Annotated in this window: 17 protein-coding genes; 11 read left to right on the top strand and 6 right to left on the bottom strand. The window is 41.9% G+C overall.

Annotated features, from left to right (window positions below; genetic code table 11):
• The 10 genes from lptB (at position 1) to map (ending at position 8,254) form a co-directional block, all read left to right on the top strand.
• A complete protein-coding gene (gene lptB, locus EAE89_RS03830) occupies positions 1–726 on the top strand; it encodes an LPS export ABC transporter ATP-binding protein (RefSeq protein ID WP_172909367.1) in 726 nt (241 codons plus the stop codon).
• A gap of 27 nt (positions 727–753) precedes the next feature.
• Positions 754–2,193 carry an RNA polymerase factor sigma-54 gene (gene rpoN / locus EAE89_RS03825; RefSeq protein WP_054477031.1) on the top strand — a complete coding sequence of 480 codons (1,440 nt, stop codon included), beginning with the start codon at positions 754–756 and terminating at the stop codon, positions 2,191–2,193.
• 23 nt (positions 2,194–2,216) lie between these two features.
• Positions 2,217–2,504: a ribosome hibernation promoting factor gene (gene hpf, locus EAE89_RS03820; protein ID WP_015835763.1), complete on the top strand. Its 288-nt coding sequence runs from the start codon at positions 2,217–2,219 to the stop codon at positions 2,502–2,504.
• Between the two features lie 139 nt (positions 2,505–2,643).
• Positions 2,644–3,111, top strand: a complete 468-nt coding sequence (ptsN, locus tag EAE89_RS03815) for a PTS IIA-like nitrogen regulatory protein PtsN (RefSeq protein ID WP_054477033.1) — start codon at positions 2,644–2,646, stop codon at positions 3,109–3,111.
• 75 nt (positions 3,112–3,186) lie between these two features.
• On the top strand, positions 3,187–4,038 hold the full coding sequence (gene rapZ, locus EAE89_RS03810) for an RNase adapter RapZ (protein WP_054477035.1): 852 nt from the start codon (positions 3,187–3,189) through the stop codon (positions 4,036–4,038).
• Positions 4,038–4,310 carry a PTS phosphocarrier protein NPr gene (gene npr, locus EAE89_RS03805; RefSeq protein ID WP_054477037.1) on the top strand — a complete coding sequence of 91 codons (273 nt, stop codon included), beginning with the start codon at positions 4,038–4,040 and terminating at the stop codon, positions 4,308–4,310. The genes rapZ and npr overlap by 1 nt, the downstream gene beginning before the upstream one ends.
• A 189-nt stretch (positions 4,311–4,499) precedes the next feature.
• A complete protein-coding gene (gene rnk, locus EAE89_RS03800) occupies positions 4,500–4,910 on the top strand; it encodes a nucleoside diphosphate kinase regulator (protein WP_054477039.1) in 411 nt (136 codons plus the stop codon).
• A gap of 327 nt (positions 4,911–5,237) precedes the next feature.
• The gene (locus EAE89_RS03795) at positions 5,238–6,779 is read left to right on the top strand and encodes a phosphoethanolamine transferase (RefSeq protein ID WP_054477041.1); all 1,542 of its coding nucleotides are present in this window, start codon (positions 5,238–5,240) and stop codon (positions 6,777–6,779) included.
• Positions 6,780–7,278: 499 nt separating this feature from the next.
• Entirely contained in the window at positions 7,279–7,485 is a 207-nt protein-coding gene (locus tag EAE89_RS03790; protein WP_054477043.1) for a ParD-like family protein, read from the top strand.
• Entirely contained in the window at positions 7,478–8,254 is a 777-nt protein-coding gene (gene map / locus EAE89_RS03785; protein ID WP_054477045.1) for a type I methionyl aminopeptidase, read from the top strand. The genes EAE89_RS03790 and map overlap by 8 nt, the downstream gene beginning before the upstream one ends.
• Before the next feature lie 46 nt (positions 8,255–8,300).
• On the opposite strand, the gene pmbA is transcribed toward map, so the two are convergent.
• The gene (gene pmbA, locus EAE89_RS03780) at positions 8,301–9,641 is read right to left on the bottom strand and encodes a metalloprotease PmbA (protein ID WP_054477047.1); all 1,341 of its coding nucleotides are present in this window, start codon (positions 9,639–9,641) and stop codon (positions 8,301–8,303) included.
• A gap of 200 nt (positions 9,642–9,841) precedes the next feature.
• Here pmbA and yjgA point away from each other — a divergent pair, with 200 nt between their 5' ends.
• Positions 9,842–10,381: a ribosome biogenesis factor YjgA gene (gene yjgA / locus EAE89_RS03775; RefSeq protein ID WP_054477049.1), complete on the top strand. Its 540-nt coding sequence runs from the start codon at positions 9,842–9,844 to the stop codon at positions 10,379–10,381.
• 147 nt (positions 10,382–10,528) lie between these two features.
• Here yjgA and EAE89_RS03770 read toward each other — a convergent pair whose 3' ends face one another.
• From EAE89_RS03770 to yhdP, 5 genes are read right to left on the bottom strand one after another with little or no spacing between them, the layout of a single operon-like run.
• On the bottom strand, positions 10,529–10,807 hold the full coding sequence (locus tag EAE89_RS03770) for a barstar family protein (protein ID WP_054477051.1): 279 nt from the start codon (positions 10,805–10,807) through the stop codon (positions 10,529–10,531).
• A 4-nt stretch (positions 10,808–10,811) separates the two neighbouring features.
• Positions 10,812–11,291 carry a ribonuclease domain-containing protein gene (locus tag EAE89_RS03765; protein WP_054477053.1) on the bottom strand — a complete coding sequence of 160 codons (480 nt, stop codon included), beginning with the start codon at positions 11,289–11,291 and terminating at the stop codon, positions 10,812–10,814.
• Positions 11,292–11,335: 44 nt separating this feature from the next.
• Entirely contained in the window at positions 11,336–12,781 is a 1,446-nt protein-coding gene (gene tldD / locus EAE89_RS03760; protein WP_054477056.1) for a metalloprotease TldD, read from the bottom strand.
• A 13-nt stretch (positions 12,782–12,794) separates the two neighbouring features.
• Positions 12,795–13,646, bottom strand: coding sequence for a deaminated glutathione amidase (gene nit1 / locus EAE89_RS03755; RefSeq protein ID WP_054477057.1), 852 nt, complete (start codon positions 13,644–13,646; stop codon positions 12,795–12,797).
• Complete coding sequence (yhdP, locus tag EAE89_RS03750) at positions 13,643–17,455, bottom strand: AsmA2 domain-containing protein YhdP (RefSeq protein ID WP_244866130.1); 3,813 nt, start codon at positions 17,453–17,455, stop codon at positions 13,643–13,645. The genes nit1 and yhdP overlap by 4 nt, the downstream gene beginning before the upstream one ends.
• Positions 17,456–17,486 lie beyond the last annotated feature (31 nt).

Raw genomic sequence — 17,486 nt, 5'->3', positions numbered from 1 at the left:
ATGGCAACACTAAACGCAGAAAACCTGGCAAAAGCTTATAAAGGCCGTAAGGTCGTTGAAAATGTCAGCCTGAACGTGAACTCCGGTGAAATTGTTGGCCTGCTTGGGCCCAACGGTGCTGGGAAAACCACAACTTTTTATATGGTCGTGGGGATTGTTTCACGGGATACCGGAACCATTACCATTGATAATGAAGATATCAGCTTACTGCCACTTCACGAGCGGGCACGCCGTGGTATTGGTTATTTACCTCAGGAAGCTTCAATTTTCCGCCGTCTGAGCGTCTTCGACAATCTGATGGCCGTATTGGAAATCCGCAAGGATCTAACTCAGGAACAGCGGAAAGAACGTGCCGAAGAGCTAATGGAAGAGTTCCATATCAGCCATCTCCGTGACAACCTTGGTCAATCACTATCCGGCGGTGAACGTCGCCGTGTAGAAATTGCCCGTGCGCTAGCAGCCAATCCTAAATTTATTTTACTGGATGAACCCTTTGCAGGCGTAGATCCCATCTCAGTTATCGATATCAAAAAGATCATTCAGCATTTGAGAGATTATGGACTAGGCGTTCTTATCACAGACCATAACGTCCGTGAAACATTGGATGTATGTGAGCGTGCTTATATTGTTAGCCAAGGGCATCTGATTGCTCATGGCACACCTAATGACATCCTTAGTAATGAACAGGTGAAGCGTGTTTACTTAGGCGAAGGTTTCCGGCTCTAATTCAGCCAGGAGAATTGAAATAATTCTATGAAGCAAAGTTTGCAACTCAGGCTTAGTCAGCAACTGGCAATAACACCACAGCTTCAACAAGCCATTCGTTTGTTGCAACTTTCTACGCTTGAGCTGCAACAGGAAATACAACAAGCGTTAGAAATGAACCCTTTGCTTGAACAGGATGAAGAGTACCAGGAAATCGGCAGTCAGGAATCTCCTGACAACGAAACTGAAGCTATGGATACGCTTGATGCCCTGCAACAAAAGGATATGCCAGACGAGCTACCACTAGATGCAAGCTGGGATGAGATTTACACAGCCGGAACGCCTTCTGGTACACGTAATGACTATAGTGCTGATGAATTGCCACTTTACCAAGGCGAGACAACTCAAACCCTACAAGACTATTTGATGTGGCAAGCAGAGCTGACTCCATTCACGGAAACAGATGCCGCCATTGCCACATCAATTATTGACGCCATAGATGATACAGGTTATCTCACTGTGCCACTGGAAGATATTCTTGCTAGTATTGGTGACAATCAACTCACTTTGGCAGAAGTAGAAACCGTGCTAAAACGGGTACAGCATTTTGATCCTATAGGTGTCGCGGCCCGTGATCTAAAAGATTGCCTTCTGATCCAGCTATCAATGTTCCCACCAGAAACACCTTATCTGCAAGAAGCAAAATTGATCGTCTGCGAACATCTGGAGTTGCTGGGTCATCGGGATTTCCGTAATTTAATCCGCCTTAGTCGCCTGAAAGAAGATACACTGAAAGAAGTCATAAATTTAATTCAGTCACTTGAACCAAGACCTGGTCTGGCGGTAAATACGGGTGAATCGCAGTATGTCATCCCTGATGTGTTAGTTCGAAAAGAAAGTGAATACTGGCAAGTAGAACTGAACGCAGATAACACTCCTCGTTTACGCATCAATCAGCATTATGCGGAACTTGGACAACATACACGCAATGAAAGTGATTGCCAGTTTATCCGCAATAACTTACAGGAAGCGAAGTGGCTTATCAAAAGTCTGGAAAGCCGAAATGACACCCTACTAAAAGTTACGCGTTGCATTGTAGAGCAGCAACAGGAATTTTTCGAACATGGCGAAGAACATATGAAACCTATGGTTCTGGCAGACATTGCTTTCCAGGTTGATATGCATGAATCTACCATTTCTAGGGTGACTACCCAGAAATTCCTGCACAGTCCGCGTGGTATTTTTGAATTGAAGTATTTTTTCTCCAGCCATGTTAATACAGAAAGTGGGGGCGAAGCCTCTTCAACTGCAATACGGGCTTTGGTGAAAAAACTGGTAGCAGCGGAAAACCCCGCCAAACCATTAAGTGACAGCAAACTGACGAGCATGCTGACCGACCAAGGCATCGTAGTTGCCCGACGGACTGTCGCAAAATATCGAGAGTCGTTATCCATTCCGCCATCAAACCAACGTAAGCGTCTGGTTTGAAATGAACAGATAAGGAAGACAATATGCAACTCAAAATAACTGGCCACAATATTGAAATTACTGATGCATTACGCGACATTATCACTGCAAAATGCAGCAAGCTGGATCAATATTTCGACAGGATCAACCTGACTCAGGTAATCCTCCGGGTGGAAAAGGTGCAACAAATCGCTGAGGCTACTGTACATATTAACGGAGGTGAGTTGCACGCATCCTCAGAACATGAGGATATGTATGCAGCAATTGATGGACTGGTCGACAAACTAGCTCGTCAGCTAACCAAACATAAAGACAAACTCAGACAACATTAACAACCCTTTTAACGAAAGCTGTAGTTTTTAAAGGCTACAGTAACAACAGCGGAGTTTTGCTGTAAACAGTGCAAAAATACCGGATGCCACAGATAATCTATGGTATCCGGTATCAATAGGCACCTAAGCGAATAGAAAAATGAATAACCAAGCAGATTTACTATTAAGCTCAGTCCTTTCCCTTGAATGTACACGTAATAATGTACATTGTTCGAGCAAAAAACGGGCTTTAGAGATTATCAGTGAGCTGGCATCTAAGCAGCTCAAATTACCAGAGAATATCGTATTCGAAGCAATATTGACCCGCGAAAAAGTGGGCACTACTGGAATTGGCAGTGGTATTGCTATCCCTCACGGTAAACTGGATGAAAATAGCTCGGATAAAACTGTTGGGGTTTTCCTTAATCTGGAACAACCTATTGCTTTTGATGCTATTGATAATCAACCCGTTGATTTGCTGTTTGCTTTACTGGTTCCAAACGATCAATGCCAGACCCACTTACATACATTGTCATTGATTGCCAAACGTCTTGCAGATAAAAATCTCTGCCGTCGTTTAAGATCAGCACAAAGTGATGAAGAACTTTACGCAATTATCACTGAATAGCTGTTGCAATGAATGGAAAGCAACAGATAGCAGTGGCTCATAACAACCACTGAGAAATTTAAGGGGAGTCGCCTCATGGTGCTGATGATAGTCAGTGGCCGTTCCGGTTCGGGTAAATCCGTTGCCTTGCGCGCGCTGGAAGATATGGGTTTTTATTGTGTGGATAACTTGCCGGTAGTATTGCTGCCGGAATTAGCAGATACGCTGGCTGACCGCGATATTTCTGCTGCTGTCAGTATTGACGTAAGAAACATGCCGGAATCACCAGAAATTTTCGAAGAAGCACTGACTAAACTACCGACCAGTTTCTCACCACAATTACTGTTTCTTGACGCTGACCGTAATACGTTAATCCGCCGTTACAGCGATACTCGCCGCTTGCATCCGTTATCAAGCAAAAATCTCTCTCTGGAAAGTGCGATTGATCAAGAAAGCGATCTGCTGGAGCCTCTTCGTTCAAGAGCCGATCTCATTATCGACACTTCGGAAATGTCAGTCCATGAACTGGCTGAGATGTTAAGGACTCGTCTGTTAGGCAAACGAGAACGCGAGCTGACAATGGTTTTTGAATCTTTCGGCTTTAAGCATGGTATTCCAATTGACGCCGATTATGTTTTTGACGTACGTTTCCTGCCAAATCCACACTGGGACCCGAAACTACGGCCAATGACAGGTCTTGATCGTCCCGTCGCCGCTTTCCTTGACCGCCATACGGAAGTGCATAACTTCATCTATCAAACCCGCAGTTATCTTGAACTGTGGCTACCCATGCTTGAAACGAATAACCGCAGCTATCTAACTGTTGCTATTGGTTGCACTGGTGGTAAACACCGTTCTGTTTATGTAGCAGAACAATTGGCTGATTATTTCCGTTCTCGTGGTAAAAATGTACAGTCACGCCACCGTACTCTCGAAAAGCGAAAATAATGACCGTCAAGCAGAAGCTTGAAATCAAAAATCGGCTGGGAATGCATGCTCGGCCTGCAATGAAACTGTATGACCTGGTACAGCTTTTTAAATCCCACGTTATCTTACGCAATGATAGCCATGTTGAAGCTGAAGCCAGCAGTGTGATTGCCATGCTGATGCTGGATTCAGAAAAAGGCAGCTATATTGAAGTTGAAGCCAGCGGTCCAGATGAAGAGCTGGCTCTTGCAGCTATCATTGATCTATTTAATTCGGGATTTGACGAAGAATAACATCACCTACTCACTAGGGCCTTATCATGCTTTTCACCGTTTTTCATTAGCAACACAAAACAGTTCGTGATCATGATCTCTTTCTTTTCGAGTAAGAACAGCCTACTATCAGGTTAATTATTTTAAATAACACCCCCCTCCTTACGGTGCGGGGTGTTATTTTGTGTTGGAATCCATTTGGAGTGTGGTATGACTAAACCAGCAATTATTATCAACGAATTAGACGCGGAACGTTTAGACTCCCTGTTGGAACAACCGGCGTTTGCAGATACTAGTATCGCTGATGCTTTGAATGAGGAGCTGGATCGTGCAGAGATTGTACCGCCAGCAGAAATTCCATCAGACGTCGTGACTATGAACAGCCGGATTCGTTTCCTTGATCTAACAAGCAGCGAAGAGCGGGTACGAACTTTAGTTTATCCAGCATCACTGCAAGACAGTTCAGACCAGCTTTCTGTCATGGCTCCTCTGGGTGCTGCATTACTGGGGCTTCGTATTGGCGATGAAATCAGTTGGAAATTGCCAAATGGCGAAGAAACTCGGGTAAAAGTATTAGAATTACTTTACCAACCAGAAGCTGCCGGTGAGCTACACCGTTAATTCAGTACGCCCATTTAAATCATGGCTGATCACAAATAATTGAATCTGAGTATCTCTTATTAACCAGCGATACTCATTTCTGGCAGCGGGGCGGGATTCTACTTTGCAGAAAAATCAATCTCCACACAGATATTGATAATTTCGCATATTCAATATGATTTTATTGATAGGTTTTGATATCTCTTTTGTGTGTTTATGGAGCACAAAAAAGGGCTATTTTTACCCATAATAACCACATTAAAAGTATGAAATCCGGCCCTATTGTGGCGATAGAATGCAAAAGAAGGTATAATAATACATACTTTATTTTTCATAAAATTAAATAACATGAAATTAATTGATCGTAGATATTATAAATATATTTTAGCTATAGTTATTGGATTAGGTTTAACTTATCTATTGAATCCTTTCATCTTTCAAAAAGATTCCAGTATACCTCACTTGTCAACTTTTTCACTGTTATTATCCATTTTCCTTCTAATTAAGGAAAAAAACAAGATCCTAAACAGTATTGGAGGTGTACTCCTTTTCTTTCTTCTCATCCAAATAAATTATTCTCTTATTTTTAGCGAAAGAATATCAGTATCAGTTCTTGATTCATTTGTTGAGACGAATAAAAAAGAATCATTATCTATGGTCAGTCATTTATTTTTCATAATGTTACTACCAGCAATAATCGTAACAATAGCTTTATTTTACTTAATAATTAAGAAGACAAGAAACATTCATTATCACATATCATTTAAAGCATTACCTATATTTGTTTTTTTTACTACATTTTATCTTAGTGTTTCTGCTATAGATAAGCAATTATTATCAGACATTAAAGAGGATGATAAAACAGTTGGGCGATTTATAAGAGACAGATATCCCGCTGTCATTGGGGACTTTGCTTATTTGTATATTTCCAGAAATTCAAATGATAAGTATGCAGATATAAGTGAAATAAAGAAATTCAACGATTCAATAATAGGAAAGAAAAATAATGATATTGACACTATTATTTTTATAATTGGTGAATCATCATTATCAACTCATTATAGTGCATATGGATATGAGTTAAATACGACGCCAAACATGCATAATATATTTTCCTCTAACGGAGGATGTATAATTAATAACGCACATTCTAGCGCACCAATAACAAGAAACTCTATCTCTATGTCTCTTGCATTTCATACACCTGAAAGCGAAGAAAACTTATTTAAAAACAAATCAATAATAGAAATGGCTAAATCAAACGGCTATAAGACTTATTGGTTGGGTTCACAAGAGCTGGATGGGCTTCACTCATCCAAATACGGATTTATCGCAAAAAAATCCGATATAATAAAACTCACAAACTATAAAGATAACAATCTAAGCGCTTTATTACGTAACGTTCTTTCAGATAACGAAGAAAAAAGATTCATCGTAATTCATTTACATGGTAGCCATATGCCTTATAAGAATTACGATAATGATGATAAATTAGCACTACCTAATGCAGATAAGTATGACTTAACTATCCACTATACAGATAGAGTCATAAAGAATATATACGAGGTCATTAACAAAAAAAACATCAATTATTCACTGATATATACTTCCGATCATGGGGAAATAATTAATAAAGGCCATGGTTATCAAAAAGGTAGAGAGCAATATCTCGTGCCTTTCATGTACAAATCAAATAATCACCAATATAACTGTCAATTCATAGAGTCATTCAAAAATAAAGATGGCTATTTAAGCGGGTTAATGAATAAATATATATTATCAGAACTCATAGGCTACGATATTGAACCATCAATCGTTAACAAGGAAAAAAACAATGACAGGGTGTTAACAGCAGATGAATCTATTTTACCGTTTTCACAGATAGAATGAGATCAGATATAAGATTACGACCACTTATTTATTGTGGTCGTAAGTTATATTCTGTATTTCCTATTTTGACAATATCACTTGGTCCATTATTTGTGCCCCATTCTGCCATCTCAATGTCGAAGGTGGTATAAATTCAATTCTACCCCACCAATTCCCAGGCCATTGAGTAGAAAATACTCTTTGATTAACAGGTATTTCTAATGGCAACCATTGACCAGAAGTGGTTCTGATATATACCCAATGGATTTCAAGATGCATCGAGACGGCAAGGGAGCGAATCCCCGGGAGCATAGATAACTCTGTGACCGGGGTGAGTGAGTGCAGCCAACAAAGAGGCAATCCCGCTCAATACTCCATATAAACCAACCAGAAGCCTACGGATAAAAGACTTGGACACCATGCCATCTAACAGATTATTGAATTAAATATTAAACAATAACGTTGATATCAATATACATATAACATATGCTTCATATATATTTCATATATGGACTATTTTATGGGAATTGTGAAGATCTCTGATGAACTACACGAAGAAATCAGAAAAGCGAGTAGTGTGATGTTTCGTTCAATCAACTCCCAAGCTGAGTTCTGGATAAAAATGGGGATGCTCGCAGAATTAAATCCTAATTTGACGTTTAGTGAAATAATTCAGCAGCAATTCAAAAAAGAAAATACATTATTATCAGGAGTATATAGTGAATAATATTTATATAAAAACTCCCACCGAAATAGAGTTAATGAGGCAATCTGGCAAATTACTTGCACAAGTTTTTGGAATGCTTGATCAGTTTATTAAACCTGGAATTACTACAATGGACATTAACGATAAAGTTGAAGACGTTATCGTTAATGTTTTAGGAGCTCGTCCTGCAAGTAAAGGGCAATATGGCTATCAATATGTATTAAACACTTCAATAAATGAAGTTGTTTGTCATGGCATTCCTAATAGAAATTATAAAATTAAAAACAGCGATATCATTAACGTAGATATCACATTGGAAAAAAACGGTTTTATTGCCGACTCAAGTAAAATGTATCTGTTCCCAGGAGCGTCATTGCCCGCAAAAAATTTAGTAAAAACAACTTATGCTGCTATGTGGGAAGGCATCAAAGTGGTGAAACCAGGCGCACATTTAGGCGATATAGGCTATGCAATTCAGAATCACGCTGAACGAGCAGGTTATAGTGTTGTGCGCGAATATTGTGGTCACGGCATTGGACGCGAAATGCACGAAAGTCCACAAGTTTTACATTATGGTCATCGTGATTCGGGCTTAATTCTAAAAGAAGGTATGACTTTTACTATTGAACCTATGATTAATCAAGGTTCCGCAAAAATCAAAACGAAGAAAGATGGTTGGACAGTCGTGACACGAGATAAAAAACTATCTGCTCAATGGGAACATACCATTTTGGTTACAAACGACGGATATGAAGTGCTCACGATTAGAGATGAAGAGTTAGCCGTTTAACACGACTAACTACATTCAGCTCATAATTTAACTTGTGGGTGAGCCTTTATTGACCAGCGATACTCATTTCCGGCAGTAACACTGAACCACACTGGATATTACTACGAGTTTCAATATCATCCCCAATAGTGACCATATTAGCCCACATATCTTTCAAATTACCGGCAATAGTAATCTCACTGACAGGATACTGAATCTCACCATTTTCTACCCAAAAACCGGCGGCACCACGAGAATAATCGCCGGTTACTGCACTGACTCCCTGCCCCATCAGTTCAGTAACTACTAATCCTCTTCCCATTTGACGCAGTAAACCAGCAAAATCCTGCCCTTGTCCTGCAATACACCAGTTATGGATACCCCCAGCATGACCAGTACTTGCCATTTCCAGTTTACGGGCAGAATAACTTGTCAGAAGCCAGGTTTGTAATACACCATCCTTAATAATATCTCGATTACTGGTACACACACCTTCACTATCAAATGGAGAGGATGCTAGCCCCGCCAACAAGTGTGGCCGTTCTTCAATCGTCAACCATGATGGCAGAATTTGTTTACCCAGATGATCAAGCAGGAAAGAAGATTTACGGTAAATACTGCTGCCACTGATAGCACCAACCAAATGACCGAAAAGACCCGTTGCAACTTCGGCAGCGAATAACACAGGTGCTTTCATGGTCGGTAATTTACGGGGCGACAAACGAGATAACACACGACGAGCGCATTCCTGCCCAACCCATTCTGGCGATTTTAAATCTTCAAAACGGCGGCTGATGGTATATGCATAATCCCGTTCCATATCACCATCAACTTCAGCAATCACACAACTCGACATCGAATGACGGCTAGAGCAATAGCTTTGCAGCATACCGTGGCTGTTGCCAAACACCCGAATACCATAATGGCTGTTAAAACTTCCCCCTTCAGTATTGTTAATACGCTTATCTGCCTGTAATGCAGCTTGTTCTGCACGAGCAGCTAATTCAATTGCTTTATCAGCATCCAATTCTGTTGGGTGGAACAAATCAAGATTTGGCGCATCAAACGCCAGTAATGTTTTATCCGCCGGGCCAGCACATGGGTCTGGAGAGGTATAGCGAGCAATATCAATCGCAGCCTGGACGGTACGGTTAATGGCATCCGGGCTTAAGTCTGTTGATGATGCGCTACCTTTACGTTGCTGATGATATACCGTGATCCCTAGCGCCCCATCACTGTTGAATTCTACATTTTCTATTTCACCAAAGCGGGTACTGACACCAATACCCGTTGTTTTATTAACAGCCACTTCCGCAGCATCACAACCCGCTTTTGCCAGTTCTAATGCCTGTGAAACCGCATTTTCCAGTTGTTTGCGTTGTTCCGCAATTTGATCAATGATTTTCATTAATTACCCGTAATTTGATAAATAAAGGGAAAATCTGTCGAGAAAACAGAACCATCTTATCCACAAAGATAATGCCGAGTGGTAATCAGGGGTTTTTCCCAGTTACAATACACAATATTAGGATGTTAACACCCACCGGGCTACAGGTCATTCTCCAAAATCAACCTGTCTGATCCGGCCTTTTTAAAAGGAAAACCACCATGGCAAAGCAGCCTGAAGATTGGCTCAATGATTATCCTGCTGAAGAGGAAGAAGAAGAGATAATTTGGGTCAGTAAAAGCGAAATTAAACGTGATGCAGAAGCATTGAAAAAGCTAGGAGCAGAATTAGTTGATCTCGGTAAAAGCGCTCTTGAACGCATCCCGTTGGATGATGATCTGCTAGCGGCCATTGAACTTGCGCAGAAGATAAAAAGAGAGGGACGCCGTCGCCAGTTACAATTAATCGGTAAAATGCTACGTGCCCGAGATGTCGAGCCAATTACCACCGCACTTGATAAACTGAAAAATCGCCACAATCAGCAAACTGCTCTGTTCCATAAATTAGAAGAGCTGCGTGATAAACTGGTTAATGGCAACGATGAAGTTATTGATGAAGTTGTGGAACTCTTTCCACAAACCGATCGCCAACAGATGCGTACACTGATCCGAAATGCCAAAAAAGAAAAGGTGGCTAATAAGCCACCTAAATCTTATCGTCAGATTTTCCAGTATCTTAAAGATATGGCTGAATCGACCTAACGCTCATAAATATATTACCCAATGGATTTCAAGATGTATCGCGACGGCAAGGGAGCGAATCCCCGGGAGCATAGCGAACTATGTGACCGGGGTGAGTGAGTGCAGCCAACAAAGAGGCAACTTGAAAGATAACGGGTATACAAGGTTCTAATTCTGTGAGGGGACAATATTAAAACAAAGTTCCCCTTCCAGTTCTCCTTCCGCTTCTTCAAACAAGAGTACTAACGAGGCAAAATGGCGTCTTTTCTGCTGCGTAAAATGGATAAAATTGACCTCCACAGGTAAACCAATTCCTCCTGTCACAACATCCCACAAAGCATCCAGATTGTTACCAAACTCGTCTCCTAACTCAAATTGCTCAGAAAACTGCTGATAGAACATATTCAGATCAGGGATTCGGTCAAAATCAAACTCCACTTTATGCATAACGTTACTCCATCAGGGTAAAGCTTTTATAATGATCTAACGTCAGATAAATCAGACCGTCAGATGAATAAACCAATCTGTCACTCCCTCGGTGCCCACAACGATAGTTAACATCTGCCTCAAACCACTGACGCTTCGGTTTCATTGGTAACTTTTTCTCACGATTGGCAAATTTATCACCACCAATTGCCCGACCCGGCAAAACCTGACATAAGTTTCCCTGTTTTGCATTCCAGCCAAAGTCGCGGGCCTGCCTTTTGGTAATATATAGATCAGGCAATTTATTATTCTGCCGTAAGTAAGCTACCACATTATTCTGTTCAGTAAGCCTATCAATCCTTTGTATTGCCGAAGTACTGCTATCTGTTTCCGCAGTCTGTACCAGTGTTTCCTCAACACCTTGCGTACCAACACCTTTAGCAAAGGTGCCATAAGCCACAACTAGAACAGTCAGTAACACACCTGCTAACCAAGTCTTCTTCATGACTATCCTTAATGATGATCTATGTCAGATAAACAGCAAAAAAATCAGGCTGTTCCTCCAACGGTCAAGTTGTCCAGTTTCAAAGTAGGCTGACCAACACCAACGGGTACGCTCTGGCCTTCTTTGCCACAAACCCCAACACCTTTATCCAGATCAAGATCATTTCCTACCATAGAGATCTGCTGCATAGCCTCAATACCGGAACCGATTAGCGTTGCACCTTTCACTGGTTTGGTAATCTTGCCGTTCTCGATCAGATAAGCTTCGGATGTCGAGAACACGAATTTACCGGAAGTGATATCCACTTGACCACCACCAAAATTTGGTGCATACAAACCATTTTCTACACTACCTATAATTTCTTCCGGTGTAGAATTGCCCGCCAGCAAATAAGTGTTAGTCATACGAGGCATTGGCAGATGAGCATAAGATTCACGGCGACCATTACCCGTCGGCGCTACCCCCATCAGGCGGGCATTCATTTTGTCCTGCATGTAACCTTTGAGAATGCCATTCTCAATTAATACATTGTATTGCCCAGGAACACCTTCATCATCAATCGCCAATGATCCGCGACGACCTTTTATCGTGCCATCATCAACCACGGTACAAAGTTCAGAAGCGACTTTCTCACCCATCCGACCAGAGAATACGGAAGTACCACGGCGGTTAAAATCACCTTCCAGACCGTGACCAACCGCTTCATGCAGCAACACTCCCGGCCAACCAGCCCCCAGAACGACAGGCATAGTACCAGCAGGCGCAGCAACAGCCGAAAGGTTCACCAGCGCCATACGAACAGCCTCACGCGCAAATTGTTCTGCTCGATTCTGACCATCCATCATTTCCAGAAAATATTCATAACCATAACGGCCACCGCCACCGCCAGTACCGTGTTCACGTTTACCGTTATCTTCCACCAATACAGAAACAGATAAGCGTACCAGAGGACGAATATCAGCAGCCAGAGTACCATCAGTTGCCGCAACTAATACCTGTTCGTAGACCCCTGTCAGACTGGCATTCACTTCTTGTACTCTCGGATCTTCAGCACGAGCAACCTGATCTACACGCTGCAATAACGCGATCTTTTCTTCACGGGAAAAGCTTTGCAATGGATCAATTGCTGCATAAAGTGGAGAGTAAGCCACTTCTCCAAGGGTATGAACTTTACCATTCCCTTTTTCATGGACGATACTACGGGCAGCCTGCGCGCTTTGTTGCAACGCATTGAGAGTGATCTGATCTGCATAAGCAAAACCTGTTTTTTCACCACTGATTGCTCGAACACCAACGCCCTGATCAATATTATAGGAACCATCCTTAATAATACGATCTTCCAATATCCAAGACTCATGATAGCTGGACTGAAAATAGAGATCGGCATAATCCAGTCGGCGTTCAGCCAATTGACCCAATACTGAAAACAGATCTTGATGACTTAATTTATTTGCAGTCAGTAAATATTCACTGACAGAAGTTAAACTCATAATTGCTTACTCTTTAATTTGCGATATTCTTTTTAATCAGGGAAGTCAGTTGCGGTCGAAAGCGGTTATGTTTAACCACTTTCATCTGCTCACGCATAATCTTCAGGCTGTCAGCCCTGACATTCAGTTGTAGTGCACTGACTGCATCTGGGTTTTTCTTTATCACTTTCCCCCAGCCGTCTACTGCCATTGAGTGGCCCCATGTCTGGCGAGTCCCATGTACACCAACCTGAGCGGGTGCTAACAGAATACACTGGTTTTCAATAGCACGTGCCCGTAACAATGGCTCCCAATGTGCTTTTCCTGTTAAACGGGTAAATGCCGCCGGAACAGATATCAATTCAGCGCCTTGTTCACGTAGCGCCTGAAACAACCCTGGGAAACGCAGATCATAACATATGGTCATCCCAAGACGACCAACAGGTGTATCCACAACAGTAATATGTTCCCCGCGCTGGAAACTGGCCGACTCGTTATATGCTCCATGCTCATCATTAATATTGACATCAAACATATGGATTTTATCGTAACGTGCGCGGATCTCACCCTGATCATCAAATAACAAGCTGCTACTAGTAATCTGTTCAGGATTTTCACGACTGATAAGCGGCATAGAACCGATTAATAACCAGATACCATAACGGCGCGCAATATCACTGACGGCCTGCTGTAAAGGCCCTTCTCCCTGCGGTTCTGCATGCTCACGATAGCGGGCAGCATCAGCAAACAACAATGCATTTTCCGGGGTCATGACTAGTTTGATAGTATCCGGCAACTGCTTTATTTGTTGTTCAATTTGCGCCAAATTATGTTTGATATTCTCACCGCTGCATAACTGTAAGAGTGCAACATTGACGTTTCTCATGTTCCTCTGTTCTCCTTAAGCTGACGCAAAACTTCATCAATTTTCGGCTGATCAAAATTACCAGTAATCCGGTAACGAATAACCGATATCTTATTCCATAATGGCCCCAAAACCTTAGTCGCTGCAAATAGGGCAGCACCTGCCATTGGGTTAATAACAAAAGCTGTTGCTACACCAACAGTAGCCGAAATTTCTGGCGTGACAACAGCTTCTATATTGATCTGTTGGCGAACGAAATCAATCTCCCCTTGCGTTGTCAAATCAGCAATCAACCCATCAACCCGTAAATTTTTGGTATTGAGTATCCCGTTTTTTATTGAAGCATCACCACGGATTGAGTCAAATTCAAAGTCCTGACTAAAAGTATCACTAAAATCGAGTTGTAATTTACGCAGCAGAGCATCAAAACTAACTAATCTGAGTAGTTGACCTGCACGCCCTCCTCCCAGTTTTTCAATTGCACCTTTGCCTAAATTACTTTTAAGATCACCATTCAGCGTTTGCAAATCGGGTTTCCAAGGTACATCTTGCCAGTTAAAATCAAAATGGAAGGTAAACGGTGAATTAACAATTGGCACAACCATACCAAGATAAGATGCCATCTCATCAAACCTCTCACCAGAGAATTGTCCCACAAGATGAGTATTATTCCCTACAGTACTTTCCTGCCAACGACCGGCCAAATTGAGTTTACTAACGCTGTTTTCCACCTTGCCATCTTTTAATACCAACGCATTGCCTTCTGGTATCAGGGCCCCTGACACTTTCCCTAGTTTCAATCCCATAATCCAGCACTCAGAACAGATGATATCTAATGACGGCCATCGGTTCAGCGAATAACGCTGAGTTGTATTTGTCTGAGATTGCTTAGGCAAATCTAATTCAGGTTGCTCAACGCTGTTCCACTGAGGATTATAGTAAAGATGGTTCAGATTCACCTGCCACGGGCCATTATTATGAATATTAAGCTTACCGTTAATATCCTGACCATTAGCACTGATCTGCATCCCCCAGGGCTGTTTTTCCACATCCAACGATAATTGATCCCAACGCTGTCCTCCCGCATCCAATGATGGGAATGATACCCGCAGGTACTGTGGCAACATTGACTCCCCTGAAAATGAAGAACCAGAAACCAGAGGAGTCATCAACCCCAACCACTCTTCACCATTAATTGAAGGAAAATTCAACTCCAATAGTGACTTCTCAGGTAAGTTAGGAACTTTGTCACCATTACTTTGTAAAATTCCCCGTAACAGTTGACTATTTTTCCCTGCCAAACGCCATTGAGTATTAAATACATACTGTTTACCCAAAATGCCTTTCACGTGCAGTTGGCCCATATCACCATCAGCCAAAATATGCAGGGCTTTAAGTTTTCTCAGTTCATCTACTTTCAAGGCGGGTAACTGGCTGCCCATTTGTGACAAATCAGCGTCGATTTTCACATCATATTGAACCTTACCTTGATACGGTAAACTAATACCTACTTTACCTTTCCAGTCAACGGAACCAAACAGCTTTTTAGCAATCGCTGGTGGCAGGTTCGGTAACTTTTCGGTTGCCCAATCAGCATTCAAGCCAACATTCACCCGATAGTTTTTCGGTAAATTCTGGGTGGAAAAATCAACAGTAACAGGCTGCCCAAACCACCGCACTGATAATTTATCACTTTGTAAATTACCATTATTAAAACGGAACCGGCCACTGACATTTTTCATCTCACTATCCAACGGCTTAATCAACAGATGATTATTCTTTAAAGTGACCTCACCACTGGCATCCACATTGCCACCATCAAGCGGAATATCCAGATGTAAATTACTAGTAACCTGACCACCAACCTGCAATGTATCAAGCGTTTTACCAACGGAATCTGCTAACGGGCTATGGGTAAAATATTCATGGATATCTTTACCATCCCCCAGAAGATCCGCGTCGATTAACAATTTCTTTTTACCGTAATCAGAAATTACCGCTGAAACATTGCCCACTTTTACTTTGCCAAGTGCCGTTTGCGGAGCAAGCATCCATAAACCGTTATTATGGAAATTAAGGTCAATATCCAAATCCTGCAATGCCGGCCAGTTTGGTTGATATTGGAAAGTGGCATGGCGCAGTGGAGCAAAAATCTGAAACTGGCCATCATTCTTTGTAAATGGAAAATCTTTTGGATTGCCCTGAAAAACGAAAGTTGCGTTTTCTATCTGCCCTTTAATAATTGAAGCCGTCAGATAGTCAGTCAGAGATGTTCCCATCAAAGACTCAGGAAAATATCGCCAAGCATCACCTGCATCATAAACCCGTATTCCCGCCAGAATACTTAGCGCCGGAGGCTGTTCTTTTGGTTGTTGATAACAAAAATCACCATTGAGCCACAACGATTTTGCCTGTAAATCCAACCCCTGACTCCAAAGTTGTAAACCTCGTTTATCCTGCTGCCAAAACACTTCACCATGACTTTGGGATATTTCAAACGGTGCCCGGAACATACCTTGATAATCAACTACGCTATCTTTCAACGTGAAACTCAGTTCTCCCTGCTGCAAACTCCCATTGAGAGAGCCAGAGAAATGATCAATGGAAGGCAATCCCTGCCAGCGCTGCCAACCGACATCTTGCCACTGAACACTGATGCGCGAGTTATCTGCAAGTTCCGGTGTAATATCAAGAGCAAAATGATTTACCAACCCCTGTGGCTGGCGATGTTCCCAATCCCTGACAAGGTCAGGGGTCAAAAAAGAAAAAGTGGGTAAAATGCTATTCAACCGCTCAAGTTGAATATTTTCTGCCCGGATACGCCAGTGATCTTTACTATCATACTTCTTAGCTTCCGGTATATAGAGCACTGATGTCTTTCCTGACGGCCATTGCTGACCATCAGTGACCAGGTTTGCCAACTCAGGCACATCAAACAACCAACCATTGCCCTGACGGCGCATCCGTAACACCAAATCACTGACAGAAAGATTGTGGAATTTGTCAGCAACTTTCCAGTTAGCTTCTCCCCGGTGTAATTGCAGTTGGCCGCCATCAATTCGCCCATCTTTAAGCATAATCCAGCTAGACAAGCTAAATTCAGCATCTTTCAACCCGGTATTATCCTGTAACCAATGACTCAGCCATGGGTGAATATCAACATTATCTGCCTGTAAATAAATAGTACCGTTATCCAATACGCCATGAGTATCATGCAAATCAAATTTAACTTGTACATTCCCATGCTGATTATTGATAGAAGAGAGACTTATTTCCCCCTGCGCACGATGACGGTTATCTTTATTCAGCCAAGTTAATCGTGGTAACAACAGATCAGCCTGCTCACCAGAGGGAGTCAAAAAAGTCAGGCGGCTATCTTGCAAATTAAAATGGTCAAACTGTTCGAGAAACAGATCAGAAAACGAATCTGATTGAGAAAATATATTACCACTTTGATCATCAAACAGCGGTTGATGGTAATTCACTTGCAACTGATAAAAAGTAAGATCGCGGAAACTCCACCGCATTTTTAATAAAGATAACCAGATATCCAATGCAACTGTGATTTTTTTAGCTTTCACATCTGCACTTGCAGTTTTCACACTAATATCACGTAGTTCAAGAACGGGACCGAAAGATTCCCATTCTCCCGCAATATATCCAACATCAACAGGTACACCGATAATTGACTCAACTTTAGCGAGCAATTGCGGACGATAGCTATTAATATGTGGCAATAGAAAACGCAATCCACTGACAAGCAAAGCCACAATGATAATGACTATTGCGGCTGTCGCTAATAATACTCCCGGCAGTCGCCTCACACGCATCTCCTTGGTTGCCAGTGCTGTTATGTCAGCA

The sequence above is a fragment of the Photorhabdus heterorhabditis genome (assembly GCF_018448905.1).
Lineage (GTDB): Bacteria > Pseudomonadota > Gammaproteobacteria > Enterobacterales > Enterobacteriaceae > Photorhabdus > Photorhabdus heterorhabditis.
Note: the sequence above shows the minus strand (reverse complement) of the source record. Positions and strands in the feature narration are given on the sequence as shown.